26 protein-coding genes are annotated in these 22517 nt (G+C 66.3%); 10 read left to right on the top strand and 16 right to left on the bottom strand.

Annotated features, from left to right (window positions below; genetic code table 11):
• Positions 1–2: 2 nt before the first annotated feature.
• Positions 3–1514: a L,D-transpeptidase family protein gene (locus tag U1701_RS11610; RefSeq protein ID WP_332782714.1), complete on the bottom strand. Its 1512-nt coding sequence runs from the start codon at positions 1512–1514 to the stop codon at positions 3–5.
• Positions 1515–1666: 152 nt separating this feature from the next.
• Here U1701_RS11610 and U1701_RS11605 point away from each other — a divergent pair, with 152 nt between their 5' ends.
• Positions 1667–2272: an alpha-ketoglutarate-dependent dioxygenase AlkB gene (locus U1701_RS11605; protein WP_332782713.1), complete on the top strand. Its 606-nt coding sequence runs from the start codon at positions 1667–1669 to the stop codon at positions 2270–2272.
• A 123-nt stretch (positions 2273–2395) separates the two neighbouring features.
• Here U1701_RS11605 and U1701_RS11600 read toward each other — a convergent pair whose 3' ends face one another.
• Positions 2396–3166: a competence/damage-inducible protein A gene (locus U1701_RS11600; RefSeq protein WP_332782712.1), complete on the bottom strand. Its 771-nt coding sequence runs from the start codon at positions 3164–3166 to the stop codon at positions 2396–2398.
• A gap of 51 nt (positions 3167–3217) precedes the next feature.
• Between U1701_RS11600 and map the strand changes: the two genes are divergently transcribed.
• From map to bfr, 6 genes are all read left to right on the top strand, one after another.
• Complete coding sequence (gene map, locus U1701_RS11595) at positions 3218–4045, top strand: type I methionyl aminopeptidase (RefSeq protein ID WP_332782711.1); 828 nt, start codon at positions 3218–3220, stop codon at positions 4043–4045.
• A gap of 49 nt (positions 4046–4094) precedes the next feature.
• A complete protein-coding gene (locus tag U1701_RS11590; RefSeq protein ID WP_332782710.1) occupies positions 4095–4772 on the top strand; it encodes a GNAT family N-acetyltransferase in 678 nt (225 codons plus the stop codon).
• A gap of 155 nt (positions 4773–4927) precedes the next feature.
• Complete coding sequence (locus tag U1701_RS11585; RefSeq protein WP_332782709.1) at positions 4928–5191, top strand: hypothetical protein; 264 nt, start codon at positions 4928–4930, stop codon at positions 5189–5191.
• Positions 5192–5294: 103 nt separating this feature from the next.
• Complete coding sequence (gene purL / locus U1701_RS11580) at positions 5295–7523, top strand: phosphoribosylformylglycinamidine synthase subunit PurL (protein ID WP_332782708.1); 2229 nt, start codon at positions 5295–5297, stop codon at positions 7521–7523.
• Between the two features lie 118 nt (positions 7524–7641).
• A complete protein-coding gene (locus tag U1701_RS11575) occupies positions 7642–7812 on the top strand; it encodes a (2Fe-2S)-binding protein (RefSeq protein ID WP_332782707.1) in 171 nt (56 codons plus the stop codon).
• A gap of 100 nt (positions 7813–7912) precedes the next feature.
• A complete protein-coding gene (gene bfr, locus U1701_RS11570; protein ID WP_332782706.1) occupies positions 7913–8425 on the top strand; it encodes a bacterioferritin in 513 nt (170 codons plus the stop codon).
• Between the two features lie 69 nt (positions 8426–8494).
• On the opposite strand, the gene U1701_RS11565 is transcribed toward bfr, so the two are convergent.
• The 3 genes from U1701_RS11565 to der are packed head-to-tail and all read right to left on the bottom strand — an operon-like array spanning position 8495 to position 10585.
• The gene (locus tag U1701_RS11565; protein WP_332782705.1) at positions 8495–8911 is read right to left on the bottom strand and encodes an Hpt domain-containing protein; all 417 of its coding nucleotides are present in this window, start codon (positions 8909–8911) and stop codon (positions 8495–8497) included.
• Positions 8912–8961: 50 nt separating this feature from the next.
• Positions 8962–9204: a sulfurtransferase TusA family protein gene (locus U1701_RS11560; RefSeq protein WP_332782704.1), complete on the bottom strand. Its 243-nt coding sequence runs from the start codon at positions 9202–9204 to the stop codon at positions 8962–8964.
• 10 nt (positions 9205–9214) lie between these two features.
• Positions 9215–10585 (bottom strand): ribosome biogenesis GTPase Der, encoded by a 1371-nt coding sequence (gene der, locus U1701_RS11555; protein ID WP_332782703.1) that lies wholly within the window; start codon positions 10583–10585, stop codon positions 9215–9217.
• 94 nt (positions 10586–10679) lie between these two features.
• Here der and U1701_RS11550 point away from each other — a divergent pair, with 94 nt between their 5' ends.
• Positions 10680–11084 carry a SufE family protein gene (locus tag U1701_RS11550; RefSeq protein WP_332782702.1) on the top strand — a complete coding sequence of 135 codons (405 nt, stop codon included), beginning with the start codon at positions 10680–10682 and terminating at the stop codon, positions 11082–11084.
• Positions 11085–11157: 73 nt separating this feature from the next.
• On the opposite strand, the gene U1701_RS11545 is transcribed toward U1701_RS11550, so the two are convergent.
• The 6 genes from U1701_RS11545 to U1701_RS11520 form a co-directional block, all read right to left on the bottom strand.
• Positions 11158–11673, bottom strand: coding sequence for a Ros/MucR family transcriptional regulator (locus U1701_RS11545; RefSeq protein ID WP_332782701.1), 516 nt, complete (start codon positions 11671–11673; stop codon positions 11158–11160).
• A gap of 113 nt (positions 11674–11786) precedes the next feature.
• Positions 11787–11990, bottom strand: coding sequence for a DUF5818 domain-containing protein (locus U1701_RS11540; protein WP_332782737.1), 204 nt, complete (start codon positions 11988–11990; stop codon positions 11787–11789).
• Positions 11987–12436: a peptide-methionine (R)-S-oxide reductase MsrB gene (msrB, locus tag U1701_RS11535; RefSeq protein ID WP_332782700.1), complete on the bottom strand. Its 450-nt coding sequence runs from the start codon at positions 12434–12436 to the stop codon at positions 11987–11989. The genes U1701_RS11540 and msrB overlap by 4 nt, the downstream gene beginning before the upstream one ends.
• A 20-nt stretch (positions 12437–12456) precedes the next feature.
• Positions 12457–12735 (bottom strand): hypothetical protein, encoded by a 279-nt coding sequence (locus U1701_RS11530; RefSeq protein WP_332782699.1) that lies wholly within the window; start codon positions 12733–12735, stop codon positions 12457–12459.
• The gene (locus tag U1701_RS11525; protein ID WP_332782698.1) at positions 12728–14269 is read right to left on the bottom strand and encodes a PepSY-associated TM helix domain-containing protein; all 1542 of its coding nucleotides are present in this window, start codon (positions 14267–14269) and stop codon (positions 12728–12730) included. The genes U1701_RS11530 and U1701_RS11525 overlap by 8 nt, the downstream gene beginning before the upstream one ends.
• Entirely contained in the window at positions 14266–14532 is a 267-nt protein-coding gene (locus tag U1701_RS11520) for an iron transporter (RefSeq protein ID WP_332782697.1), read from the bottom strand. The genes U1701_RS11525 and U1701_RS11520 overlap by 4 nt, the downstream gene beginning before the upstream one ends.
• Positions 14533–14953: 421 nt before the next feature.
• On the opposite strand from U1701_RS11520, the gene U1701_RS11515 reads away from it, so the two are divergent.
• Positions 14954–15670 carry a ZIP family metal transporter gene (locus tag U1701_RS11515; RefSeq protein ID WP_332782696.1) on the top strand — a complete coding sequence of 239 codons (717 nt, stop codon included), beginning with the start codon at positions 14954–14956 and terminating at the stop codon, positions 15668–15670.
• A gap of 3 nt (positions 15671–15673) precedes the next feature.
• On the opposite strand, the gene U1701_RS11510 is transcribed toward U1701_RS11515, so the two are convergent.
• The 3 genes from U1701_RS11510 to U1701_RS11500 all read right to left on the bottom strand — a co-directional run bounded on the left by U1701_RS11510 (position 15674) and on the right by U1701_RS11500 (position 18343).
• Positions 15674–16459, bottom strand: coding sequence for an SDR family NAD(P)-dependent oxidoreductase (locus tag U1701_RS11510; RefSeq protein ID WP_332782695.1), 786 nt, complete (start codon positions 16457–16459; stop codon positions 15674–15676).
• 124 nt (positions 16460–16583) lie between these two features.
• A complete protein-coding gene (locus U1701_RS11505) occupies positions 16584–17762 on the bottom strand; it encodes a zinc-dependent alcohol dehydrogenase (protein WP_332782694.1) in 1179 nt (392 codons plus the stop codon).
• Positions 17762–18343, bottom strand: coding sequence for an SRPBCC family protein (locus U1701_RS11500; protein WP_332782693.1), 582 nt, complete (start codon positions 18341–18343; stop codon positions 17762–17764). Before U1701_RS11500 ends, U1701_RS11505 begins: the two co-directional genes overlap by 1 nt.
• Before the next feature lie 224 nt (positions 18344–18567).
• Here U1701_RS11500 and U1701_RS11495 point away from each other — a divergent pair, with 224 nt between their 5' ends.
• Positions 18568–20163 (top strand): isocitrate lyase, encoded by a 1596-nt coding sequence (locus tag U1701_RS11495; protein WP_332782692.1) that lies wholly within the window; start codon positions 18568–18570, stop codon positions 20161–20163.
• A gap of 14 nt (positions 20164–20177) precedes the next feature.
• On the opposite strand, the gene U1701_RS11490 is transcribed toward U1701_RS11495, so the two are convergent.
• Both U1701_RS11490 and guaA read right to left on the bottom strand, forming a co-directional pair.
• Positions 20178–20894 (bottom strand): DUF72 domain-containing protein, encoded by a 717-nt coding sequence (locus U1701_RS11490; protein ID WP_332782691.1) that lies wholly within the window; start codon positions 20892–20894, stop codon positions 20178–20180.
• Positions 20885–22441, bottom strand: coding sequence for a glutamine-hydrolyzing GMP synthase (guaA, locus tag U1701_RS11485; protein ID WP_332782690.1), 1557 nt, complete (start codon positions 22439–22441; stop codon positions 20885–20887). The genes U1701_RS11490 and guaA overlap by 10 nt, the downstream gene beginning before the upstream one ends.
• Between the last annotated feature and the right edge of the window lie 76 nt (positions 22442–22517).

Raw genomic sequence — 22517 nt, 5'->3', positions numbered from 1 at the left:
CCTTACCGTGCAGCGAGCGTCTGGGCGGCCTGACGCGCGGTGCGCGCCTCGACCTTCGCGGCAAGCCTGCCGTCCCAATCATACGGATCGTCGCGGAAGTTCATCTGGCCGTTGCCGCTGGCGAACGCGGTCCAGTAGAGCAGGTACACCGACACCGGTTTGGCCAGCTTCGCGCGGACGGTCTGCCCCTTGGCGATCGTCGCCGCGACGGTCTCGGGCGTCCAGGTCGGATCGCCGGTGAACAGGATGTTGGCGAGCTCGCCCGGCTTTTCGAGCCGTACGCAACCATGGCTGGCAAGGCGATCGAAGCTCGCGAACTTCGCGCGGGAGGGCGTGTCGTGCAGATACACCGAATAGGGATTGGGGAAATCGAACTTGAAGCGGCCGAGCGCGCTCTGGTCCCCCGCCTGCTGCTGCAGCCGCGTGCCGTCGATCACCTTGAAACCCGAGCGCTTCAGATAGCCCGGGTTGCGCTTTTCCTTGGGCCATAGTTCGTTGGTCGCGATCGAGGTCGGCACGTTCCACGGCGGGTTGAGCACGATGCTGTGGATCGTCGATGACAGCATCGGGGTCTCGTGACCAGGCCGCCCGGTCACCGCGCGCATCGACTGGATCGGCCGATCGCCGTCGAACAGAGTCAGCACCGCCGCGGCGATGTTCACCTGGATGCGATTGGCCGGCATCTGCTGCGGCAGCCACCGCCACCGCTCCATGTTCGCCATGATCTGGCGCACGCGCGCCTCGGCCGGCACGTTGAGCGCGGCGAGCGTCTGCGTCGAGACGATCCCGCTGGGGTTGAGGCCATAGCGACGCTGCGCGCGACGCACCGCATCGACCAGCCCGACGTCATAGCTGTCGCCCTTCAGGCTGGTGTCGCGGTCCTCGATCGCCAGCCGCTTGCGGAGTGCGACGACACGCGCGCCGGTCGTGCCGATGTTCATGTCCGGACCGGCGGCGATCGTCGCCCACCCACCCGACGCGGCGATCGCGCGGTACCGCGACAACCCGGCCTTCAGACCGTCATAGCCCGCATAGGGGGGCGGCAGCGACGCGAACCACGCGGCGATCCGATCCGCGCGGACGGCCGCAACGAACGCTGGCAGGGGATCATAGGCTGCCGGGCGCAGGCCCCAATCCTCCTGGAAGTCCGCGGTTTCCAGCCGTCCGGCGTGTACCGCGCGCGCATGGTCGAGCGCCTGACGGATCAGTCGCGCGCCATCCGCGCTCGTGACCGGGGTCGGCGGCAGCGCGGCGAGCCCCTGCCCCGTGACGTCCGCCTCGAGCAACGTCGCGAGCTGCGTCGCCTGCGCGTCGGTCAGCCGTGGTAGAGCAAGCACGGGCGTCAGGATCGGTGTGCCCTGCGATGGCGTCAGGATCGGCGGATCGAGCGTCGGGCGCGCGAGCGGCGGCCGTACGCCCGGTGCCGGCGAAATCTGGGCCGCGTGCGCGCCGAAGGGAAGGGTCAGCGCTGCGACCCCGCTGGCCAGGATCCGCGTCGAAAAGATGATGTGCATGTCGCTCCTGTAGCGCGAATGATCGGTCGTTCGCACGATACACCTCGCTCTAGGCTGAACCGAACGCTTTCGCGACAGGGAATTGATCCGCCCGGTACGTGGTGGAAATCGCTGCGAATCCGCCCATATTGCAGGACTATCCGAGAGATCGCATGTCCATTCCGACGTCCCTGCAACCCGATCTATTCGCCGCCACCGATAGCCCGCCGGTGCCGGTGCGCGCGGCGATCGTCGACGCGGCCGAAGAAGCCGCGTTGATCGCGGCGATCGATGCGACCGACCCGGCGCCGTTCCGCTTCCAGCGCTGGATCGGCAAGCGACGGACGACCAGCTTCGGGTGGAGCTATGATTTCGAGCGTGGAACGATGGCGCGTGGCGCCCCGGTCCCCGATTTCCTGCTGCCGGTGCGGGCGCGTGCCGCGATGTTCGCCGGCCTGGCCGCGGACGCGCTCGAACAGGCGTTGCTGATCCGCTATGATCCAGGCGCGGGCATCGGCTGGCACCGCGATCGCCCGCAGTTCGATCACGTCGTCGGCATCTCGCTAGGCGCGCCCGCGACGCTCCGGATGCGTCGCCGCCGCGAGCGCGGGTTCGATCGCGCGACGCTGCCGCTGGAACCGCGCGCCGCCTACCACCTGACCGGCGAGGCGCGCCACGAGTGGGAACACAGCGTCGCGCCGATGGACGAGCCGCGCTGGTCAATCACCTTCCGAAGCCTCTCGGAACGGGGCCGGGCAGCGGCGACTGCTACTGCGTAACCCCCTCCCCCGTCATGCCGGACTTGTTCCGGCATCCATGGCGCGGCAAAATCGAGGAGTCTTGGTTTGCGGAACCATGGACCCCGGAACAAGTCCGGGGTGACGGCGCATATTTGAAACCCTTTAAATCCCCTCCGCGGCGACCGGATACCCCGCCGCCTCCAGCGCCCGCGTCAGATCCGCCAGACACGTATCGACCAGCGCCGCATCCGCGCTGCGCACGACGAAATTCGCCCCCGTCCGCCCCTCGCGGAAGAACGGGTAGCTGCCGATCGCCACGCCCGCGTGCGTCTTTTCGGCGTCGCGCAGCAGGTCCGCGACCTCGCTCTCCGCGACCCAACAGCCGATCGTCCTGGACACCACAGGGCGCCCGCCCTCCAGCGTGCCGGTCAGCGCGTCGAGCATCCCCGCGGTGATGTGCGGGACGCCCGCCATGATGAAGATGTTCTCGACATGGATCCCCGGCGCGCCCGACACCTTGTTGACGATCAGCCCCGCCCCCGCCGGCACCCGCGCCATCCGCGCCCGCGCCTCGGTCAGCCCGCCGCGCGTCGCATAATATTGCTCCAGAACCGCCATCGCCTGCGGATGGAACTCGACCGCGACGCCCAGCGCCGCGGCGATCGCATCGACGGTGATGTCGTCATGCGTCGGCCCGATTCCGCCGGTGGTGAACAGATAGTCGTTGCGCGCGCGCAAGCTGTTGACCGCCTCGACGATCGCCTCGGTCCGGTCCGACACCACGCGCACCTCGGCCAGGCGGATGCCCTGCACGTTCAGCCACAGCGCGATCTGCGCGACGTTCTTGTCCTGCGTGCGCCCCGACAGGATCTCGTCGCCGATCACGACGAGGGCGGCGGTCCAGATGCGTTCCCCGATGACGTCCTTGCTCATGCCGCGGGCATAGTCTCGCAAAACCCGCCGCGCCACGCTATATCCGCGATCATGACCGAATATGTGACCGTCACTTCAGACGCCCCCGACGCGCGCACCGGCGCGATCAAGCTCCACGGCCGCGCGGCGTTTGAGGGCATGCACAAGGCGGGGCGGCTCGCCGCCGAGACGCTCGACATGATCGTGCCGCACATGGTGCCCGGCGTGACGACCGCCGAGATCGACCGGCTGATCTACGACTTCATCGTCAGCCGCGGCGCCGTCCCCGCCACGCTCGGCTATCGCGGCTACACGCACAGCGTCTGCCTTTCGATCAACCATGTCGTCTGCCACGGTATCCCGTCGGAGAAGACGCTGAAGTCGGGCGACATCGTCAACGTCGACGTGACGCCTTTGCTCGACGGCTGGCACGGGGATTCGAGCCGGATGTACCTGGTCGGCGACGTCCCAATCAAGGCGCGCCGCCTGGTCGAGGTGACCTACGAATGCCTGATGCTCGGCATCGAACAGGCCAAGCCCGGCAACACGATGGGCGACGTCGCTAACGCGATCCAGCGCCATGCCGAAAAGCATCGTTACGGCGTGGTCCGCGATTTCTGCGGACACGGCGTCGGCCGCCTGTTCCACGACGCACCCGAGGTCGTCCATGTCGGCAAGCCCGGCACCGGCCCCGAGCTGAAGCCGGGCATGATCTTCACGATCGAACCGATGATCAACATCGGCCGTCCCGACGTGAAGCTGCTCGACGACGGCTGGACCGCGGTGACGCGCGACCGCTCGCTGTCGGCGCAGTTCGAACATTCGATCGGCATCACCGAAACCGGCTGCGAGATCTTCACGCTGTCCCCCGCCGGCTACACCCAACCGCCCTATATTTGAGCGCAAGCGGCGGGATGGCATCGAACGCCGCCGGGCGTAGAACGGCGACATGACGCATCCTCTCGACCGTGCGGTGTGGACCGCGCTCACCACCGATCGCGCCGACATGACGATCGGCACCGCGCGCGCCCGCCGGATCGATCCGTCGGTCGGCTTGTTCGTCGCCGCCGCGGATCGCAGCGCGCAGAGCATGGCAGACCTCGCCGCGCTGGTCGGTCCCGGCGAGACCGTCGGGATGATCGAAACCGACGCCTGGCCGCTGCCCGCTGGTCTCAAATCGACCGGCGTGCATCGCCTGGCGCAAATGACCGCGACCATGCCGGTCGCGCCGCCCGATTGTGCAGAGATCCTGCCGCTCGGCGATGCCGATGCCGCGGAAATGCTGGCGCTGGCGACGCTGACCAAGCCCGGCCCGTTCTTCGCGAACACCCACCGCCTCGGCGGGTATGTCGGAGTGCGTCGCGGCGGCGCGCTTGTCGCGATGGCGGGCACCCGGCTGGCCCTGCCCGGGTTCGTCGAGGTCAGCGCGGTCTGCACGCATCCCGACTTTCGCGGGCAGGGCTTTGGCGCGACTCTCATGCGGCATATCGTCGCCCGCATCCAGACGGGAGGCGATACCGCGTTCCTGACCAGCTATGTCAGCAACACCCGCGCGATCGCGCTATATGAAACCCTCGGCTTCCGGGTGCGCCGCGAGGTAACGTTCGCCACGCTGGAGCGTGTCTGAACCCACGAATTGGCAAACCGCGCCAATGATTAGCGCGTCAATTGCCCGACTGATTTTCGAAACCTTGCCGTTACAGTGACTTAGTACACTGGCACACCTCCTGCATTGCATCGTAGGCAGGCAGCAAGCCTGCTGAAATTGCAGGAGAAAATGCCATGTTGATGATCGCAGCACTGCTCGCCGCCGCCGCTGGAACGCCCGCCGTCGCTGGCGACTCCCCCGCCGCCAGTGTCACGGCACTCGCCCCCGCCTCCGCAGGTTCCAGTCCGCGCTACGTCGTCCGCTACGACGCCAAGCACGACCGCTATTGCGTCCGCGAACGCGGCGCGGGGCCGATCACCGGCAGTCGGCTGGTCCCCGAGCGATGCCAGAGCCGCGCCGACTGGGCTGCAGACGGCCTCACGATCGCGCGCAAGTAACACGACTGCCACGCCGGCGCCCGGGCAGAACCCCCGGGCGCTGACTCGCGATCCTTGCCCAGAGATACTGGCCTAGCCGCGCATGCCCCGCTAAAGCGCGCGCATGACCGCAATCACGCCCCAGATCGTCGCCGAACACGGCCTGTCCCCCGACGAATATGAGCGCGTCCTCGCCGCGCTGGGCCGCGAGCCCAATCTCGTCGAGCTCGGCATCTTCTCGGTGATGTGGTCCGAGCATTGCAGCTACAAATCGAGCCGCCTCCATCTGAAGAAGCTGCCCACCACCGGCCCGCAGGTCATCTGCGGCCCCGGTGAGAATGCCGGCGTCGTCGACATCGGTGACGGCCAGGCGGCGATCTTCAAGATGGAGAGCCACAACCACCCATCGTATATCGAGCCCTATCAGGGTGCAGCCACCGGCGTGGGCGGCATCCTGCGCGACGTCTTCACGATGGGCGCGCGGCCGATCGCGAACATGAACGCGTTGCGTTTCGGCTCCCCCGATCATCCCAAAATGCGCCACCTGATCGCGGGCGTCGTCCACGGCATCGGCGGCTACGGCAATTGCGTCGGCGTGCCGACCGTCGGCGGCGAGGTGAACTTCCACTCGGCCTATGACGGCAACATCCTGGTCAACGCGATGACCGTCGGGATCGCCGATCAGGACAAGATCTTCTATTCCGCCGCGAGCGGGCTCGGCAATTCGATCGTCTATGTCGGCTCGAAGACCGGCCGCGACGGCATCCACGGCGCGACGATGGCGAGCGCGGACTTCGGTGAGGATTCGGACGCCAAGCGTCCGACCGTGCAGGTCGGCGACCCGTTCACCGAGAAGCTGCTGATCGAGGCGTGCCTGGAACTGATGGCGACAGACATGATCGTCGCGATCCAGGACATGGGCGCCGCCGGCCTTACCTCCTCCGCGGTCGAGATGGCGTCGAAGGGCGGCGTCGGCATCGAGCTGATCATGGACGACGTGCCGCAGCGCGAGACCGGCATGACCCCCTACGAGATGATGCTGTCGGAAAGCCAGGAGCGCATGCTCATGGTGCTCAAGCCCGGCCGCGAGGCCGACGCCGAGGCGATCTTCCGCAAATGGGAGCTCGATTTCGCGGTGATCGGCCAGGTCACCGACACCGGCCGGATGATACTGAAGTTTAAGGGTGAGACCGTCTGCAACATCCCCCTCGGCCCGCTCGCCGACGAAGCGCCGCTGTACGATCGCCCGCACGTCCCCACTCCCGCCGCGGCGCCGCTGGACAACCTGCCCGAAACCACCGACATCGCCGCGGACCTGCTCACGCTGATGGGCTCGCCCGACATCGCAAGCCGCCGCTGGATCTGGGAGCAATACGACCACATGGTCGGCGCCGACACCGTCCAGCGCCCCGGCGGCGACGCCGCGGTGGTCCGTGTCCACGACACGCAAAAGGCGCTGGCGATCACCACCGACTGCACCCCGCGCTATTGCTTCGTCGACCCGGTTGAGGGCGGGAAACAGGCGGTGGCCGAGGCGTGGCGCAACCTGACCGCGGTCGGCGCGAGCCCGCTGGCGGTCACCAACTGCCTCAACTTCGCCAACCCGCAGCGCCCCGAGATCATGGGCCAGATCGTCGGCTGCCTCGACGGCATGAGCCAGGCGTGCATCGCGCTCGACTTCCCGATCGTGTCGGGCAATGTCAGCCTGTACAACGAGTCCAAGGCAACCGGCGGCGGCAGCGCGATCCTGCCGACCCCGGCGATCGGCGGCATCGGTCTGCTCGCGGACTGGCAGAAGAACATGACAATCGCGTTCAAGGATCCCGGCGACGTGATCATGGTCGTCGGCACGCGCGGCGGGCATCTCGGCCAGTCGCTCTGGCTGCGAGAATGCCTCGGGCGCGAAGGCGCCGACGCCGGCCCACCGCCACCGGTCGATCTCGCCGCCGAGCGCCGCACCGGCGACTTCATCCGCGCCGCGATCACCGACGGCAAGCTGAACGCGGTGCACGACGTGTCCGATGGCGGCGTCGCGGTGACTCTTGCCGAGATGGCGCTGGCCGGCAACATTGGCGCGATGATCAACCGCGCGCTGCCGTTCGACGCGCCGCGCTCGTTCTTCGCGGAGGATCAGGGCGTCTATGTTGTCACCGTCCATGACCATGCGCTGCTCGACTTCCTGACCGAAGCGCACGGCGCCGGCGTGCTCGCCGAACCGCTGGGCCGCACCGGTGGCACGCGGCTGATCTTCGAGCTGCCCGACGCGGATTTCGCGGTGACGCTCGATGACCTGCGCGCCGCGCATGAAGGCTTCTTCCCGAAGTTGATGGGTGCCGACGCCGCGCTCGCCTGATCCTGTCATGCGCGGCCGACGGACGGGCGATCGCAGACCATATTGCGAACCATCCGCAAAAGTGCTTGCGACTGGTTCGCATTAGCCCTACGTCTCTGATCAGAGCGAGGGAGCTTCCATGGTCGTCTGCGTTTGCAATGCCATACGAGAATCCGATGTCCGCAGCTGCGCGCGCGGTGGCTGCACCACCCCCTGCCAAGCGTTCCGGTCGCTCGGTCGCCAGCCCAAATGCGGCCAGTGCGCCTCGGTCGCGCGCGCGATCATCGCCGAGGAACGCGCGGCTGCGTAGCATTCGCAGCGACCGAAACCCCCAGAAATCCGCCATTTTCCAGTTGCCGCCGACCCGCCCGCGTCGTTAGGATGCGGGCAAAGGTACGGAGACAATGGCAATGCAGGGCGACCCCCAGGTTATCGAATATCTGAACGAGGCGCTCAAGAACGAGCTGACGGCGGTCAACCAATATTGGCTTCACTACCGGATGCTCGACCATTGGGGCGTCTACAAGCTCGCCCAATTCGAGCGTCACGAGTCGATCGACGAGATGAAGCACGCCGACATGCTGTCGGAGCGAATCCTGTTCCTCGACGGCCTGCCCAACTTCCAGCTGCTCGGCCGCCTGCGGATCGGCGAGACCGTCGAGGAAGTGCTGAAGTCCGACCTCGCGCTCGAGATCGAGGCGGTGACGCAGTTGAAGGACGCGGTCTCTTATTGCGAGGAGGTCAAGGATTACGTCAGCCGCGATCTGTTCGCGCACATCCTCGCCGGCGAGGAAGAGCATGTCGACACGCTGGAACGCCAGTTCGAGATGATCGCCCGCATGGGGATCCACAACTACATCCAGCTGAACTCGATCTCCGAGCACGACGCGCCGCCGTCGGGCGCGGCGCCCTACCGGAAGTAACGTATCTGGTTCCAGCGCCACGAAAACCCTCGTGGCGCTGGCCCCCGCACTGAAGTTCAGGTGACCGGATCAGACCATCCGCCGTCCGAACCCGCCCACGATCGGCCGCCGTTCGATCACCGGGTTTGATTCGCGTTCCAGCAGCGTCAGCGTTTCCCCGAACATCCCGCGCAGCCTGGCGACATGTTCCAGCGCCAGTTCGGGTGTGTCCTGCAGCTCGACACAATCGCGCGCGATATTCTCGATGGTCTCGGCTAGGTCGGCCAGCGGCTCGGCGCCGAACTGCCGCGCCTCGCCCTTCAGCGTATGCGCCGGAATCACCATCGCCGCGGCGTTGGCGTTGCGAAGCGCGGTCTCGATCGCCGAGACCGACTTGACTCCGTCCTCGCGGAAATAGCCGAGGATGCGGATGAAGCCGGCCCCCAACTCGTTTCGAGAGCGCGAGAACGTCGCCCAATCTACCAGCGTGCTTCCCTCGAACGACACTACAACCCTACTCCCGATCGGCGCGATGCCGTGAAGAACTCCGAGCCGTCCTATGCCGATTGCGTAAACACAGTGTTGCGATGTCCCTGTGCGGTCACGACAAAAGTTGATCCAAACTGATCTGCAATCGTCGCGATTGTCGCGTTTGCATGATCGGCGACGCGCGCGAGCTCGGCGGGCGCCTGCGGATCGTCGGCGCGAACCTCGACGATGGCGGCGCCCTCGCGCAGCGCCCGCGCCAGCTTCAGCGCCGGCCACGGGCATCGCATCCCGCGCGCGTCGATCCGGATCACCCGACGTACGTCACTTGTCGTGGTCGTACGGGTTCTTGGGCGCGCGGAACATCAGGCGGACGGGAACCGCGCCAAAGCCAAGGTCCTTGCGCATCGAATTGACCAGATAGCGTTCGTAGCTCGCCGGCAGCTGATCGACGCGCGTGCCGAAGATCACGAAGCTCGGCGGACGCGACTTGACCTGCGTGACGTAGCGCATCTTGATCCGCTTGCCGCCCGGCGCGGGTGGCGGAGTCGCCTCGATCGCGCGCTCGAACCAGCGGTTGAGCTCGCCGGTGCCGACCCGCTTCGACCACGCGTCACGGGTGTCGAAACACGCCTGCAGCAGCTGGTCGATGCCCTTGCCGGTCGCCCCCGACACGGTCATCACGGTGACGCCCTTCACCTGTGACAACCCGTCCTCAAGCGCCTTCTTGACACCGTTGAACAGCGACGAGGCGTTCTCGGCTACATCCCATTTGTTGAGCGCGATGACGAGCGCGCGGCCCTCCTGCAGCACCTTGTCGGCGATCCGCAGATCCTGCGATTCGAGTCCCAACGTCGCGTCGAGCAGCAGCACGACGACCTCGGCGAAGTCGACCGCGTGAAGCGCGTCTTCGACCGACATCTTCTCCAGCTTGTCCTGCACCTTGGCGCGCTTGCGCATGCCCGCGGTGTCGATCAGCCGCACCTTACGCGGCTCGCCGCCGGCCGGCTCCCAATCGTAGTCGACCGAGATCGAATCGCGCGTGATACCTGCCTCGGGGCCGGTGATCATCCGGTCCTCGCCGAGGATGCGGTTGACCAGCGTCGACTTGCCGGCGTTCGGGCGGCCGACGATCGCGAGCTTCAGCGGCCCTTCATATTCATTGTCGGGCTGTTCCTCGGGAACCTCGTCCTTGCCTTCGAGCAACGGCAGCAGCGCCTCGAACAGGTCGCCCAGCCCCTCGCCATGCTCGGCCGACACCTGCACCGGATCGCCGAAGCCGAGCGCGAGCGATTCCAGGATGCCCTGCTCGCCGGCGCGCCCCTCGGCCTTGTTCGCGACCAGCACCACCGGTACGTCGGCACCGCGCAGCCACCGCGCGATCTCTTCGTCGAGCGGCATCAGGCCCGAGCGCGAATCGAACAGGAACAGCGCGACGTCGGCCGACGCTACAGCGGCCTCGGTCTGCTGGCGCATCCGGCCCGGCAGCGTCTGCGCGTCATGGTCTTCGTAGCCGGCGGTATCGATGATGCGGAATTCCAGCCCGATCAGCGACGCATCGCCCTCGCGGCGATCACGCGTGACGCCGGGCCGGTCGTCGACCAGCGCGAGCTTCTTGCCGACGAGGCGGTTGAACAGGGTCGACTTGCCGACATTGGGGCGGCCGACGATCGCGACCACAGGAAGTTTGGACATCGCCCCCCTTAGCGCGGACGCGGCGCCACGTCACCCGCCCCTCTCCGTCCCCTCAGCCGGTTGTCCCGTCCTGCACGGCAGGCTAGTCGGGAGCATGCCCAGCCTCACCGACATCCACGAAGAATATGACTTCCTCGAAGCCGACGACCGCTACCGGCTATTGATCGATCTCGGCCGCGGGCTAGAGCCGATGCCCGACGCGCTGAAAACCGATGCGACCCTGGTTCGTGGCTGCTCGGCCTCGGTCTGGGTCTACCCGACCGCGACGCCCGACGGCACGCTGCACTTCCTCGCGGACTCCAATGCCGCGATCACCAAGGGGATCATCGCGCTGGTCCTCCTGACCGTGCAGGATCAGCCACCAGCGGATATCGCCGCAACCGATATCGCCACCGAGCTCGCGCCGTTCGACCTGGCCAAACAGCTGAGCTCGAACCGGACTCAGGGCATCCCCAACATGATCGCGCTGATCCGCGAGACCGCGCTTCGCTACGCCTGAACGCAAAACGGGGCGCCGGCTGATGCCGACGCCCCGTTTTACGAAAATCGGATAAGCCGAAGCCCGTCCGAAATCAGCCCTCGCCACCGAGCGACTGCTTGGCCGCGTCGAGCGCAGCCTTGCCGCCCTTGCGTGCGCCCTTTGGTGCGGTGTCCGCGGCCTTCTCGACCTTGGTGCCCGCCTTGCGGCCGAGGCCGATCGACTTGGCCATCGCGCGGCGCGCTTCCGAATAGGTCGCAGCGACCATCGGATAATCGGCCTTCAGGTTGAAGCGCTCACGATACTGTTCCGGCGTCAGGCCGTTGGTCGACAGATGACGACGCAGCGTCTTGTACGGCTTACCGTCGAGCATCGAAATGATGACGTCCGGCGACGCCAACGACTTGCGCGCCGAAACAGCAGGTTCGTAGCTCTGCGCCGGGGCCTGCTCGACGTCGTCTTCGCCACCGTTCGACAGTTTGGACACAGCGGCGTGCATCGACAGCAGGAACGCGGGGACATCGTCGGCCGAGGTGCGCGTATTAGGATTGGCGAGCCAAGCGGCAGTCAGTTCGGCAGCGAGTTCTACGGTATTGATTGTTTCGTTCACGTGATTTCCTTGAACGGTGGCACCCTGTCGAGGGGGCGACTACACCTAAGTATCCCAAAAGAACAGACGATAACGTCATGAAATTGCGCCGTTCGACTGTTACCGTATTGCCGTCACGCCGCGGCGACGCCGTCAACGCTGATCTGACCGTCGGGCAACACCGTCCCGACGACTCGAACCCGCTTCTCGACATGGTCGACGGGAACGCGCTGCAACTGCAAAAGATATAGCCCGCCGAGATCGCGTCGCAGCGCGAACGCGCCGCCGTGGCGTATCAGAGTCCCGCATTCCTCGATGCGCGCGCCGGTCACCGTCAGGCGACGTCCTCGACCTGGTCCAGATAGTCGCCATAGCCTTGCGCGATCATGTCCTCGCGCGCGACGAACCGCAGCGACGCGGAGTTGATGCAGTAGCGCAGGCCGCCACGGTCGCGCGGGCCATCGTCGAAGACATGGCCGAGATGACTGTCGCCGTGCGCCGAGCGCACTTCGATGCGGACCATCCCCAGGCTCGCGTCGCGCAGCTCGGCGACGTTGGCGGGCTCCAGCGGCTTGGTGAAGCTCGGCCAGCCACAGCCCGACTCGTACTTGTCCGACGACGCGAACAGCGGCTCGCCCGAGACGATGTCGACATAAATCCCCGCCGCCTTATTCTTCAACAGCGCGCCGGTACCCGGACGTTCGGTTCCACTCTTCTGCGTGACATAGAATTCTTCGGGCGACAGCTTGGCGATGGCTTCGTCGGTCTTCTGATAGATCGGCATGGGGTTCTCCTGATCCTGCGCTATTTGGGGTCGCGACGCAGTGCTCGCAACGGTACGACCGACAGGACCAACACCAGCATCACCGCGGCAATCGCACTGCCACCCAGAAAACGGACCCAACGCTCGCCCGAAACCGGCGCGCCGCAGCGGCACAGCGCCAGCATCAGAAGAACCACCGCAGCGACTCGCAGGCCGGCGATCGTCGCCGGCGCGGCGATGCCCAACTCGCGCCGGATCTTGTACGACGACGTCGCCAGCATCATCCAGCCGAAGAAGCTAATCGCGACGATCTCACCCATAGGCCACCGCCCGCATCCGCCGCGCGACCCGCGCTTCACGCCGTCGTCCTGCCAACCACGCACCGACCGCCAGCACCGCGGCGATCGCCAGCATCGCGATATCGAACGCCGCGAACAGCGTATCGCCGTCGACCAGCGAATGCGGCAGTCCGCGCGTCTTGGTGACGGCGTTGACCACCGGGATCGCGACGAACGCCGCCGCACCGATCGCGAACCCTTCAGGCCACGCCCGCCGCGCCGGCCGCGCGAGCTGCACCAGCGCCAACGCACCCCAAGTCCAGAACATCGCCGCTACTTCCATGTCCGCGCGCCCGACCATGTCGGCGGGGATCAGCCGGTTCGCCAGCAGATACGCGGCCATCGCCGTCGGCAACCCCGCAACGACGGCGATGTTCAGCCGCTCGACCAGCCGCAGCCCGAAGAACGGCACGGCATCGGGCTTGCGGCGCTTGGCGGTCCACAGCAGCAGCCCGGTGCCGACCATCACCGCTCCGGTCAGGCCCAGCACGAAATAGGTCCAGCGCAGCGCAGTCCCCGCGAACTGCGCGATGTGCAGACCCAGCATCACGCCGGCGGTCGCCAACGCCGGACCGCTGTCGCTCGATGCCTCGAGCACGCGCCCGGTGCTGCCCGAATAGGTCACCGACGGGCCGCGCGCGTTGAGCGATGCGCTGGGATGGCGATAAACGGTGACGGCTGCCGCCGAATCATTGGGGTTGCGCACGACAAGCCGAGTCGCCGGCGCTCCGAACCGCGCTTCGGCATTGGCGACTAACGGTCCGATATCGACCAGCGGTGCAGGTCGGCCCGTCGCGGCGCGATCCGCAGGGATCCCGAACGCAACCGCACCGAAATCTAGCGGCTTGGCGTAGTTCGCCATCACCGGCCACGGCATGTACATCGCCACCAGCGTGATCAGCCCGGTATAGGTGATCATCGCATGATAGGGCAGCGCCAGCACCGCCGAGACGTTGTGCGCGTCGAGCCAGCTGCGCTGCCCCTTGTTCCAGCGCAGCGTGAAGAAGTCCGCGAAGATCCGCTTGTGCGTGATTACGCCGGAGATGATGGCTGCCATCATAAACATTGCGCACAACCCGGCGAGCCAGCGGCCCCAGGGATAGGGCAGCTGCAACTGGAAATGGAACCGGTAGAAATGCTCGCCGCCTTGCGTCGCGCGGGCGCGCAATGGCTGCCCGGTCGCGGGATCGAGCACGATTTCGGCGGCGACCGCGGGAGTCTTCGACGCCGGGTTGCGCTGTTCATAGATCCGCGTCGCGCTGGTTCGGGCGTCGGGCAGGTAGACGAACCACTGCACGTCGTCCGCGCCGACCCGCTGCATATAGGACGCCGCGGTCTGCGCGGCGCGCGCGGTGGATACCGGCGCGGCGCGAAACTCGGGCTGCATCCACTGCGTAATCTCGGGGCGGAAGTAACTCGCCGTCCCGGTCAGGAACATCGCGAACAGGATCCAGCCCGCCAGCAGCCCGAGCCAGCCATGGATCCACGCCATGCTCTGCCGCAACGTGACCCTCACGGTCGCACCCCGAGCATATACGCGACGCTGCCCGCGACCAGCGCCGACCCCCACACCAACAACGCCACGCGTGCCAGCCGCCGCTCATGAAACGCCCATAGCGCCAGCCCGGCATAGACCGGGAACGACAGGATCATCGCCCAGCTCGTCGCTTCGGCGCGGTCGATCGGCAGCAGACGCGCGGCCAACGTCGCCAGCGCGGCCGCCGCTGCATACCCCCCGACCAGCGCGGTCGTGATCCGCGCACCCATGATGATGGCCACGCGACGGACACGAGGGCGATAGGATCTCCGGCGGACGGACTGCAGCGAAGGATGGTCGGCGTGCACGCGACCGCCCTAGCGGAACTTGCAAGTCAGTCGCAATAGCGAACTTGCCGCACCGCGTCGATGTGCCGAACATCGCCGTCCTACATGCCGGGTATCTGCGAGGCTCTGCCCGTTACCCGATTCGCTCTTTCCAATGGCTGGCACCCCGCATCGGATTCGACCCCCGCGTGCATGACCTTTGTGACCTTTCGCGATCGGTCCGCACCGCCCCTCGGCTCGTTTCATGGAACATCGTCGGTCCGCTACGGTCGATTATGATTGCGATACTTTGTATCATCCTGTCTTAGGACCGGATTGGCGCAGATGACGGAAGTGACAGGGACTTGATGCGATATCGTCATGCGCGGCAGCGTTCGTGAACGGGCCGCTTCTTATCCCGTTGGCGTTCGGCGTCGCGGCGAGTCTTGCGACCCTGTTCGGCGGCTTCCTAGCGCTGAAGCTCGCCGCGCGGATCACGCTGATCGCGGCGTTCACCGCGGGCATCGTGCTCGGCGTGTCGTTCTTCGACCTGATTCCCGAGGCGCTCGGGCTTGGCGCGGGGCTGTACGATGCGCGCACCGTGATCGGCTGCACCGCGCTCGGCTTCGGCGGCTATATGGTGCTCGACCGCGTGCTCGGCGCGAAGGGCGGCTATGAGGGCGAATGGCGCGCGCATCTGGCACCCGCCAGCCTGACGTTGCACAGCCTGCTGGATGGCATGGGCATCGGCCTCGCCTTCCAGATCTCGCCGCAGATCGGCTGGGTGATCGCGATCGCGGTTCTGACCCACGACATCGCCGACGGGGTCAACACCGTCAGCCTGTCGATGATGACCAGCCGCCGATCGACCGCGATCCGCTGGCTGATCGCGAATGGCTGCGCGCCGTTGATCGGCGTGATCCTGGGGTTGCTGGTGAGGGTGCCCGGCGCGATGCTGGCGCCGCTGCTCGCCGCGTTCGCCGGCGTCTTCCTGTATATCGGCGCATGCGAACTGGTGCCGCGCAGCCACCTCCGTGACCCGCGGCTCAGGACCACCCTCGCCAGCCTGGCGGGAATGGCCCTGATGCTCGCGGTCACGACCTGGGCGAAATAGACCCTATTCGTCGGCAGTCCCGGGCTCGGCCATTTTCCGATGCTGCTCGGCCAGCACGGCATTCGGTACGACGTTGGCGACGGCCGACTGGATCTTGTTCTTCCAGCCCGACACGATCGCCGCCCGGCCCGACATCACCGCATCCCAGCCATCCTTGGCGACGTCCGCCGGATCGCTCTTCTTGGGATCGGCACCGACCGAGGTGTCGAGCATGTGCGCGCGGTCGAAGAACTCGGTCTCGACCGGACCCGGCATCAGGTTGGTCAGCGTGACGCCGTCGGCATCCTTGATCTCGTTCTGCAGCGCGGCGACGAAGCTGTCGACGTAGCTCTTGGTGCCGTTGTAGACCGCCTGGAACGCGCCGGGGATGTACCCCGCGATCGATCCGGTCACGAGCACCTTGCCGTCGTTGCGCGCGACCATGGCCGGCAGCACCTTGTGCAACAGGTACGAGGTGCCGACGACGTTGGTGTCGATCACCTTGCGCCACTCGGCGGTGTCCTGGTCGAGGAACGCCTTGCCGAGCCCGCGGCCGGCATTGGCGCAGAGCAGGTCGATCTGGCGGCCACCGGCGGCGGCGAGCAGCTGGTCGACGCCTTCGAAGGTCGACAGATCGGCTTCGAGCGCCTGGACGTCGGTGCCGAACTGCTTGAAGTCCTGCGCGGCGGCCTGGATCAGCGGTTCGTCGGCGACGACGAGGATGTCGTAGCCGTTCTTGGCCGCGAGCGTGGCGAGTTCGAAGCCGATGCCGGTCGAAGCCCCGGTAATGATCGCGAATGTGTTGGCCATGGTAGATCTCTTTCTACTCCCCTCCCGCCTAGCGGGAGGGGTTGGGGGAGGGCATGTTGGTGACCAATGGTCGGGGGAGGACAGGCCCTCCCCCAGCCCCTCCCGCAAGCGGGAGGGGAGCAGGTCAGCTCAAGCCGGGCTTGAGCACGACCTTGGTCACCTCGTTCTGGTTGTCCTTGAACATCTTATAGCCCTTGGGGGCGTCCTCGAGGTCCATGCGGTGCGAGATCAGGAAGGTGGTGTCGATCTTGCCCTCCATGATCGCGTTGAGCAGTCCGGGCATGTAATGCTGGACATGCGTCTGCCCGGTCTTGAGCGTCAGCCCCTTCTCCATGAACGCACCGAGCGGGAACTTGTCGACAAAGCCGCCATAAACCGCGGGCATCGATACGCGGCCGCCCTTGCGGCAGGCGATGATCGCCTGGCGGATTGCGTGCGTACGGTCGGTGCCTAGGAAGGTCGACGCCTTGATCTGGTCCACCACGTTATCGAAGAAGAAGCCGTGCGCTTCCAGCCCGACGCTGTCGATCACCGCATCGGGGCCGATCCCGCCGGTCATCTCCATCAGCGCCTCGTACACCGCGGACTGTTCGAAGTTGATCGTCTCGGCACCAAACTTGCGCGCGAGTTCCAGCCGGTTGGGGAAGTGATCGATCGCAATGACGCGCTCGGCACCCATCAGGAACGCCGACTGCACCGCGAACAGCCCGACCGGACCGCAGCCCCAGACGGCGACGGTATCGCCGGGTTCGATCTGCGCATATTCCGCCGCCTGCCATCCGGTCGGCAGGATGTCGGACAGGAACAGCACCTTCTCGTCCTCGACCCCGTCGGGGATAACGATCGGGCCGAAGTCGCTGAACGGCACGCGAACATATTCGGCCTGGCCGCCGGCATAACCGCCGGTCATGTGGCTATAGCCGAACAGCCCCGACATCGGCTGGCCGTAGATGGTCTGCGCGATGTCCTGATTGTCCGCCGGCAGACCATTGTCGCACGCCGAATATTGATGCTTGCCGCAGTGGAAGCAGCTGCCGCACGCGATCGTGAATGGCACCACGACACGCTGCCCCTTCTTCAGCGTCGACTTCGCGCCGACCTCGACCACCTCACCCATGAACTCGTGGCCCAGGATGTCGCCTGCCTGCATCGTCGGGATATAGCCGTCATACAGGTGCAGGTCGGACCCGCAGATCGCGGTCGCGGTCACCTTGATGATGCAATCGCGCGAGTTGACGATCTCGGGATCATCGACCGTGTCGACGCGGACGTCGTGCTTGCCGTGCCATGCCAGTGCGCGCATCAGGCGAGCTCCTCTTCGCGTTGCTTGGGGTTCATCGCGGCGGTCGCGATCTCACCGGTTTCCATCAGTTGCTTGAAGCGTCGCAGGTCTCGGCGCGCCTGAATCGCAGGTTCGCGCTGGAACATCTTGGCGATCAGCTTGCCGACGACGCCGCCGGGCGGGTCGTACAGGATCGTCGCGGTCACCACGGTGCCGCGCGCGCCGGCGTCGCGAAAGTCCACCCGGCCGCTATTGTCGACATCCGCGCCGGGCTGCGACGCCCAGGCGATGTAGCGGTCCTGGACCTCATCGGTGACCAGCGCGTCCCATTCGTAGGTCAGCTTCGCCGGCCCCTTCACGACCCAGTGCGACCGCTTGTCGTCGAGCACGTCGATCCGCGCGACATTCTCCATGAAGGCGGGAAGGTTCGCGAAGTTGCGGAAATACGCGAAGAGCTCGCCGACAGGTTTGTTGATCGTCACCGATCGTCCGACGATGCTCTTGCCCTTCACGTCGGTGAACTCGTCCAGGACGATTGCGTGCGCGTCGCTACGCTTCGACGCGCTGATCGGCGCATCGTCGCGGGGATGGTCGTCGGCCATGAGGCTCTCCTGTCTGCGAAGTCCCCTCAACCCCGCCCGTCGCGCGAATGTTCCGGACTTTCGCGGCATGGCGAACGGATCGACCTCGCGCTTGTCATGTCATTGACAGCGTGACCCGCCGCGACCGCCGCGGTTGACAGCAAGACCCGCTAGCGGACCCCCGGTCCGCGCTCCTGGGCGACGATGCGGTTACACCGCGCTCAGACGACGCAGCGAGGATTGCCATGACCTACCAGACCGATATCGCTTCCACCGTGCAGCTTATCGCGCGCCAGTCCGGGACGTGGGACGGCATCGACGCGGAGGCGGTCGCGCGCATGCGGACCCAGAACCGGTTCCGGACCGGGCTCGACATCGCCCGCTACACCGCCGCGATCATGCGCCGCGACATGGCCGCCTATGATGCGGACCCAGCCAACTACACGCAGTCGCTCGGCTGCTGGCACGGGTTCATCGCGCAGCAAAAGATGATCAGCATCAAGAAGCATTTCGGGACGACCGAGCGGCGGTATCTGTACCTCTCAGGCTGGATGATAGCGGCATTGCGCAGCGAGTTCGGCCCCCTGCCCGACCAGTCTATGCACGAGAAAACCAGCGTCCCCGCGCTGATCGAAGAGCTTTATACCTTCCTTCGCCAAGCAGACGCGCGCGAGTTGGGGATGATGTTCCGCGAGCTCGACGCCGCACGCGCGGCTGGGAATGCGATCGAGGAACAGCGGCTGCTCAACGGCATCGAGAATTACCAGACGCACGTCGTACCGATCATCGCCGACATCGACGCCGGGTTCGGCAATGCCGAGGCGACCTATCTGCTGGCGCGGAAGATGATCGAGGCCGGTGCCTGCGCGTTGCAGATCGAGAACCAGGTGTCCGACGAGAAGCAGTGCGGGCATCAGGACGGCAAGGTCACCGTGCCGCACGAGGACTTCCTCGCGAAGGTTCGCGCCTGCCGTTATGCCTTTCTCGAACTCGGCGTCGAGGATGGGATCATCGTGACCCGCACCGACTCCCTGGGGGCAGGGCTCACCAAGCAGATCGCGGTGTCGAAGGCACCCGGCGACCTCGGCGACCAGTATAATTCCTATCTGGATTGCGAGGAGATCGATCCGGCGACGGCGCAGAACGGCGACGTCATCCTCAACCGCGACGGCAAGTTGCTGCGGCCCAAGCGCCTGCCATCGAACCTGTTTCAGTTCCGTGCCGGGACCGGTGAGGATCGCTGCGTGATGGACTGTATCGCCAGTCTGCAGAACGGCGCCGATCTGCTGTGGATCGAGACGGAGAAGCCGCATATCGAGCAGATCGCCAGCATGGTGGACCGCATCCGCCAGGTCGTGCCGAACGCCAAGCTCGTCTACAACAATTCGCCGAGCTTCAACTGGACGCTCAACTTCCGCCAGCAGGTGTTCGATGCCTGGGCGGCGGAGGGCAAGGATGTCACCGCCTATGATCGCGTGCGGTTGATGAGCGTCGACTATGACGGCACGCCGCTGGGCGACGAGGCGGACGAGCGGATCCGGACGTTCCAGGCGGATTCGGCGAAGCGCGCCGGGATCTTCCATCACCTGATCACGCTGCCGACCTATCACACCGCGGCGCTCAGCACCGACGCGCTGGCGAAGGCGTATTTCGGTGACGCCGGCATGCTCGGATACGTGAAGGGCGTGCAGCGCAAGGAGATCCGCGAGGGCATCGCCTGCGTGAAGCACCAGAACATGTCCGGCTCCGACATCGGCGACGACCACAAGGAGTATTTCGCCGGCGAGGCCGCGCTGAAGGCGGGCGGCGCGCACAACACGATGAACCAGTTCGCGGCGTGACGCCCGCGGCGCGGTTACCGGTGCGCGACCAGGTCTCGCACCGTCAGCGCGTTGCCGGTAGCCGCGCCCGACGCCGTGTTATCGAAGATGCACCACGCGTTGTCGTCGGCCGTCTCCGCAAGCGCCTTCAGGCGAGGCGTTTCATAAGCGGAATAGTAGATGCGCGGGGCCCCGTGCAGGCGGTGATACTGGAAGCCGTCCCAGCCGCCGGGGTGCTCGCCGCCCGCGACCAGCACAGGATCGGCAGCAACGCGGGCGACGTGATGTTCGGCTAGGCATTTGTCCGCGTGCTCCGCGAACCAACTGGCGTGCCGCGGCTCGCAGGCGATGCGGACCGTGCTGGGTAGGCGCTCGCGCAGGATGTCGAGGAAGTCGCCGACGACGGTGTGATCGTAGGCGAAGCTGGGCGGCAGTTGCAGCAGCAGGACGTCCAGCTTTCCGCCGAGTCCGGCTGTCTCGGCAAGGAAGGCCTCGAGAAGGTCCGCGCAGTCGACGAGCCGCGCGGTGTGTGAGATCGTCTTGGGAATCTTGACCGAGAAGCGGAAGTCGGGCGGCACGCTGGCCGCCCAGCGTTCATAGGTCGTGCGGCGGTGCGGGCGGTGGAACGATGAGTTGATCTCTACGGCCGAGAAGATCTGCGCGTAGCGTTCGAGGTGGGACCCGTCCGCGGGGAAGTCGCCGGCGAACGCGGTCGGGATCGACCAGCCCGCGGTTCCGATCCTTACTCCCACTCGATCGTGCCGGGGGGCTTCGACGTATAGTCGTAGGTCACCCGGTTGATGCCCTTCACCTCGTTGATGATCCGCGTCGCGACGCGGGGAAGGAAGTCGCCGGGGAACTGGAACGCCTCGGCGGTCATGCCGTCGGTCGAGGTGACCGCGCGCAGCGCCAGGACGTTGTCGTAGGTGCGGCCGTCGCCCATCACGCCGACGCTGCGGACCGGGAGCAGCACGGCGAACGCCTGCCAGATCGTGTCGTAGAGCCCGGCGTTGCGAATTTCCTCGAGGTAGATCGCGTCGGCCTTGCGGAGGATGTCGCAGCGTTCCTTGGTGACTTCGCCCGGGATGCGGATGGCGAGGCCGGGTCCGGGGAACGGGTGGCGGCCGACGAAGATCTCGGGGAGCCCGAGCTCGCGGCCGAGTACGCGGACCTCGTCCTTGAACAGCTCGCGCAGCGGCTCGACGAGCTTCATGTGCATGCGTTCGGGGAGCCCGCCGACATTGTGGTGGCTCTTGATCGTCACCGATGGTCCGCCGGTGAAGCTGACGCTCTCGATCACGTCGGGATAGAGCGTGCCCTGTGCGAGGAAATCGGCGCCGCCCAGCTTCTTGGCTTCGGCATCGAAGACGTCGATGAAGGTCTTGCCGATGAACTTGCGCTTGGCTTCGGGGTCAGTGATCCCGGCGAGGCCGGAGAGGAACAGTTCCTCGACGTTCACGTGGATGAGCGGGATGTTATAGGCGCCGCGGAACAGGCTGACGACCTGTTCGCTCTCGCCTGCCCGCATCAGGCCGTGGTCGACATAGACGCAGGTGAGCTGGTCGCCGATCGCTTCGTGGATCAGCACGGCCGCCACGGCCGAGTCGACGCCGCCGGACAAGCCGCAGATCACGCGACCCTTGCCGACCTGCGCACGGATCTCGGCGATCTTGGTGTCGCGGAACTCGGCCATCGTCCAGTCGCCGCTGAGGCCGCAGACATGGCGGGCGAAGTTGGCGATCAGCTTGGCGCCGTCGGGGGTGTGGACGACCTCGGGGTGGAACTGCACACCGTAGAAGCGCCGTGCCTCGTCGGCGACGATCGCGTAGGGCGCACCGACCGACGTTGCGACGGGGGTGAAGCCCGGCGGGATCGCATCGACCTTGTCGCCGTGGCTCATCCAGACCTGATGGCGTTCGCCCTCGGACCAGAGGCCGTCGAACAGCGCGCATGAGCTTTTGATGTCGATGAAGGCGCTGCCGAACTCGCCGCCATCGCCCGATACGATGACGTTGCCGCCGAGTTGTGCCGACATCAGTTGCTGGCCGTAGCAGATGCCAAGGATCGGGACGCCCGCTTCGAACAGGTGCTGCGGGGCGCGGGGCGACGTTTCTAGCGTTACCGACGCGGGACCACCCGATAGGATGATGCCCTTCGGCTGCATCCGCTCGAACGCTTCAGCGGCGGACTGGAAGGGGGCGACTTCGCTGTAGACTCCGGCTTCGCGGACGCGGCGCGCGATGAGCTGGGTGACCTGGCTGCCGAAATCGACGATGAGAATGCTGTCGGGATGCTCCATGTCGGGCGCATAGCCCGGTCGCTCCAACAACGAAAGAGGCCGCGCCTCCCGGTCGGGAAACGCGGCCTCGTATCGG

This window comes from Sphingomonas rhamnosi, assembly GCF_036663615.1.
Lineage (GTDB): Bacteria > Pseudomonadota > Alphaproteobacteria > Sphingomonadales > Sphingomonadaceae > Sphingomonas.
The sequence above is the reverse complement of the archived record's forward strand: the minus strand, read 5'-3'. Positions and strand labels throughout refer to the sequence as shown.

Bases quoted from the DNA above. Each gene is read 5' to 3' on its own strand.
- U1701_RS11585 (WP_332782709.1), top strand. From the start codon at position 4,928: ATGTTGATGATCGCAGCACTGCTCGCCGCCGCCGCTGGAACGCCCGCC.
- U1701_RS11505 (WP_332782694.1), bottom strand. From the start codon at position 17,762: ATGCGCGCACTGGCATGGCACGGCAAGCACGACGTCCGCGTCGACACG.
- purL (WP_332782708.1), top strand. From the start codon at position 5,295: ATGACCGCAATCACGCCCCAGATCGTCGCCGAACACGGCCTGTCCCCC.
- U1701_RS11590 (WP_332782710.1), top strand. From the start codon at position 4,095: ATGACGCATCCTCTCGACCGTGCGGTGTGGACCGCGCTCACCACCGAT.
- U1701_RS11575 (WP_332782707.1), top strand. From the start codon at position 7,642: ATGGTCGTCTGCGTTTGCAATGCCATACGAGAATCCGATGTCCGCAGC.
- guaA (WP_332782690.1), bottom strand. From the start codon at position 22,441: ATGGAGCATCCCGACAGCATTCTCATCGTCGATTTCGGCAGCCAGGTC.
- msrB (WP_332782700.1), bottom strand. From the start codon at position 12,436: ATGCCGATCTATCAGAAGACCGACGAAGCCATCGCCAAGCTGTCGCCC.
- U1701_RS11510 (WP_332782695.1), bottom strand. From the start codon at position 16,459: ATGGCCAACACATTCGCGATCATTACCGGGGCTTCGACCGGCATCGGC.
- U1701_RS11500 (WP_332782693.1), bottom strand. From the start codon at position 18,343: ATGGCCGACGACCATCCCCGCGACGATGCGCCGATCAGCGCGTCGAAG.
- U1701_RS11600 (WP_332782712.1), bottom strand. From the start codon at position 3,166: ATGAGCAAGGACGTCATCGGGGAACGCATCTGGACCGCCGCCCTCGTC.
- U1701_RS11605 (WP_332782713.1), top strand. From the start codon at position 1,667: ATGTCCATTCCGACGTCCCTGCAACCCGATCTATTCGCCGCCACCGAT.
- map (WP_332782711.1), top strand. From the start codon at position 3,218: ATGACCGAATATGTGACCGTCACTTCAGACGCCCCCGACGCGCGCACC.
- U1701_RS11495 (WP_332782692.1), top strand. From the start codon at position 18,568: ATGACCTACCAGACCGATATCGCTTCCACCGTGCAGCTTATCGCGCGC.
- U1701_RS11610 (WP_332782714.1), bottom strand. From the start codon at position 1,514: ATGCACATCATCTTTTCGACGCGGATCCTGGCCAGCGGGGTCGCAGCG.
- U1701_RS11530 (WP_332782699.1), bottom strand. From the start codon at position 12,735: ATGGGTGAGATCGTCGCGATTAGCTTCTTCGGCTGGATGATGCTGGCG.
- bfr (WP_332782706.1), top strand. From the start codon at position 7,913: ATGCAGGGCGACCCCCAGGTTATCGAATATCTGAACGAGGCGCTCAAG.
- der (WP_332782703.1), bottom strand. From the start codon at position 10,585: ATGTCCAAACTTCCTGTGGTCGCGATCGTCGGCCGCCCCAATGTCGGC.
- U1701_RS11550 (WP_332782702.1), top strand. From the start codon at position 10,680: ATGCCCAGCCTCACCGACATCCACGAAGAATATGACTTCCTCGAAGCC.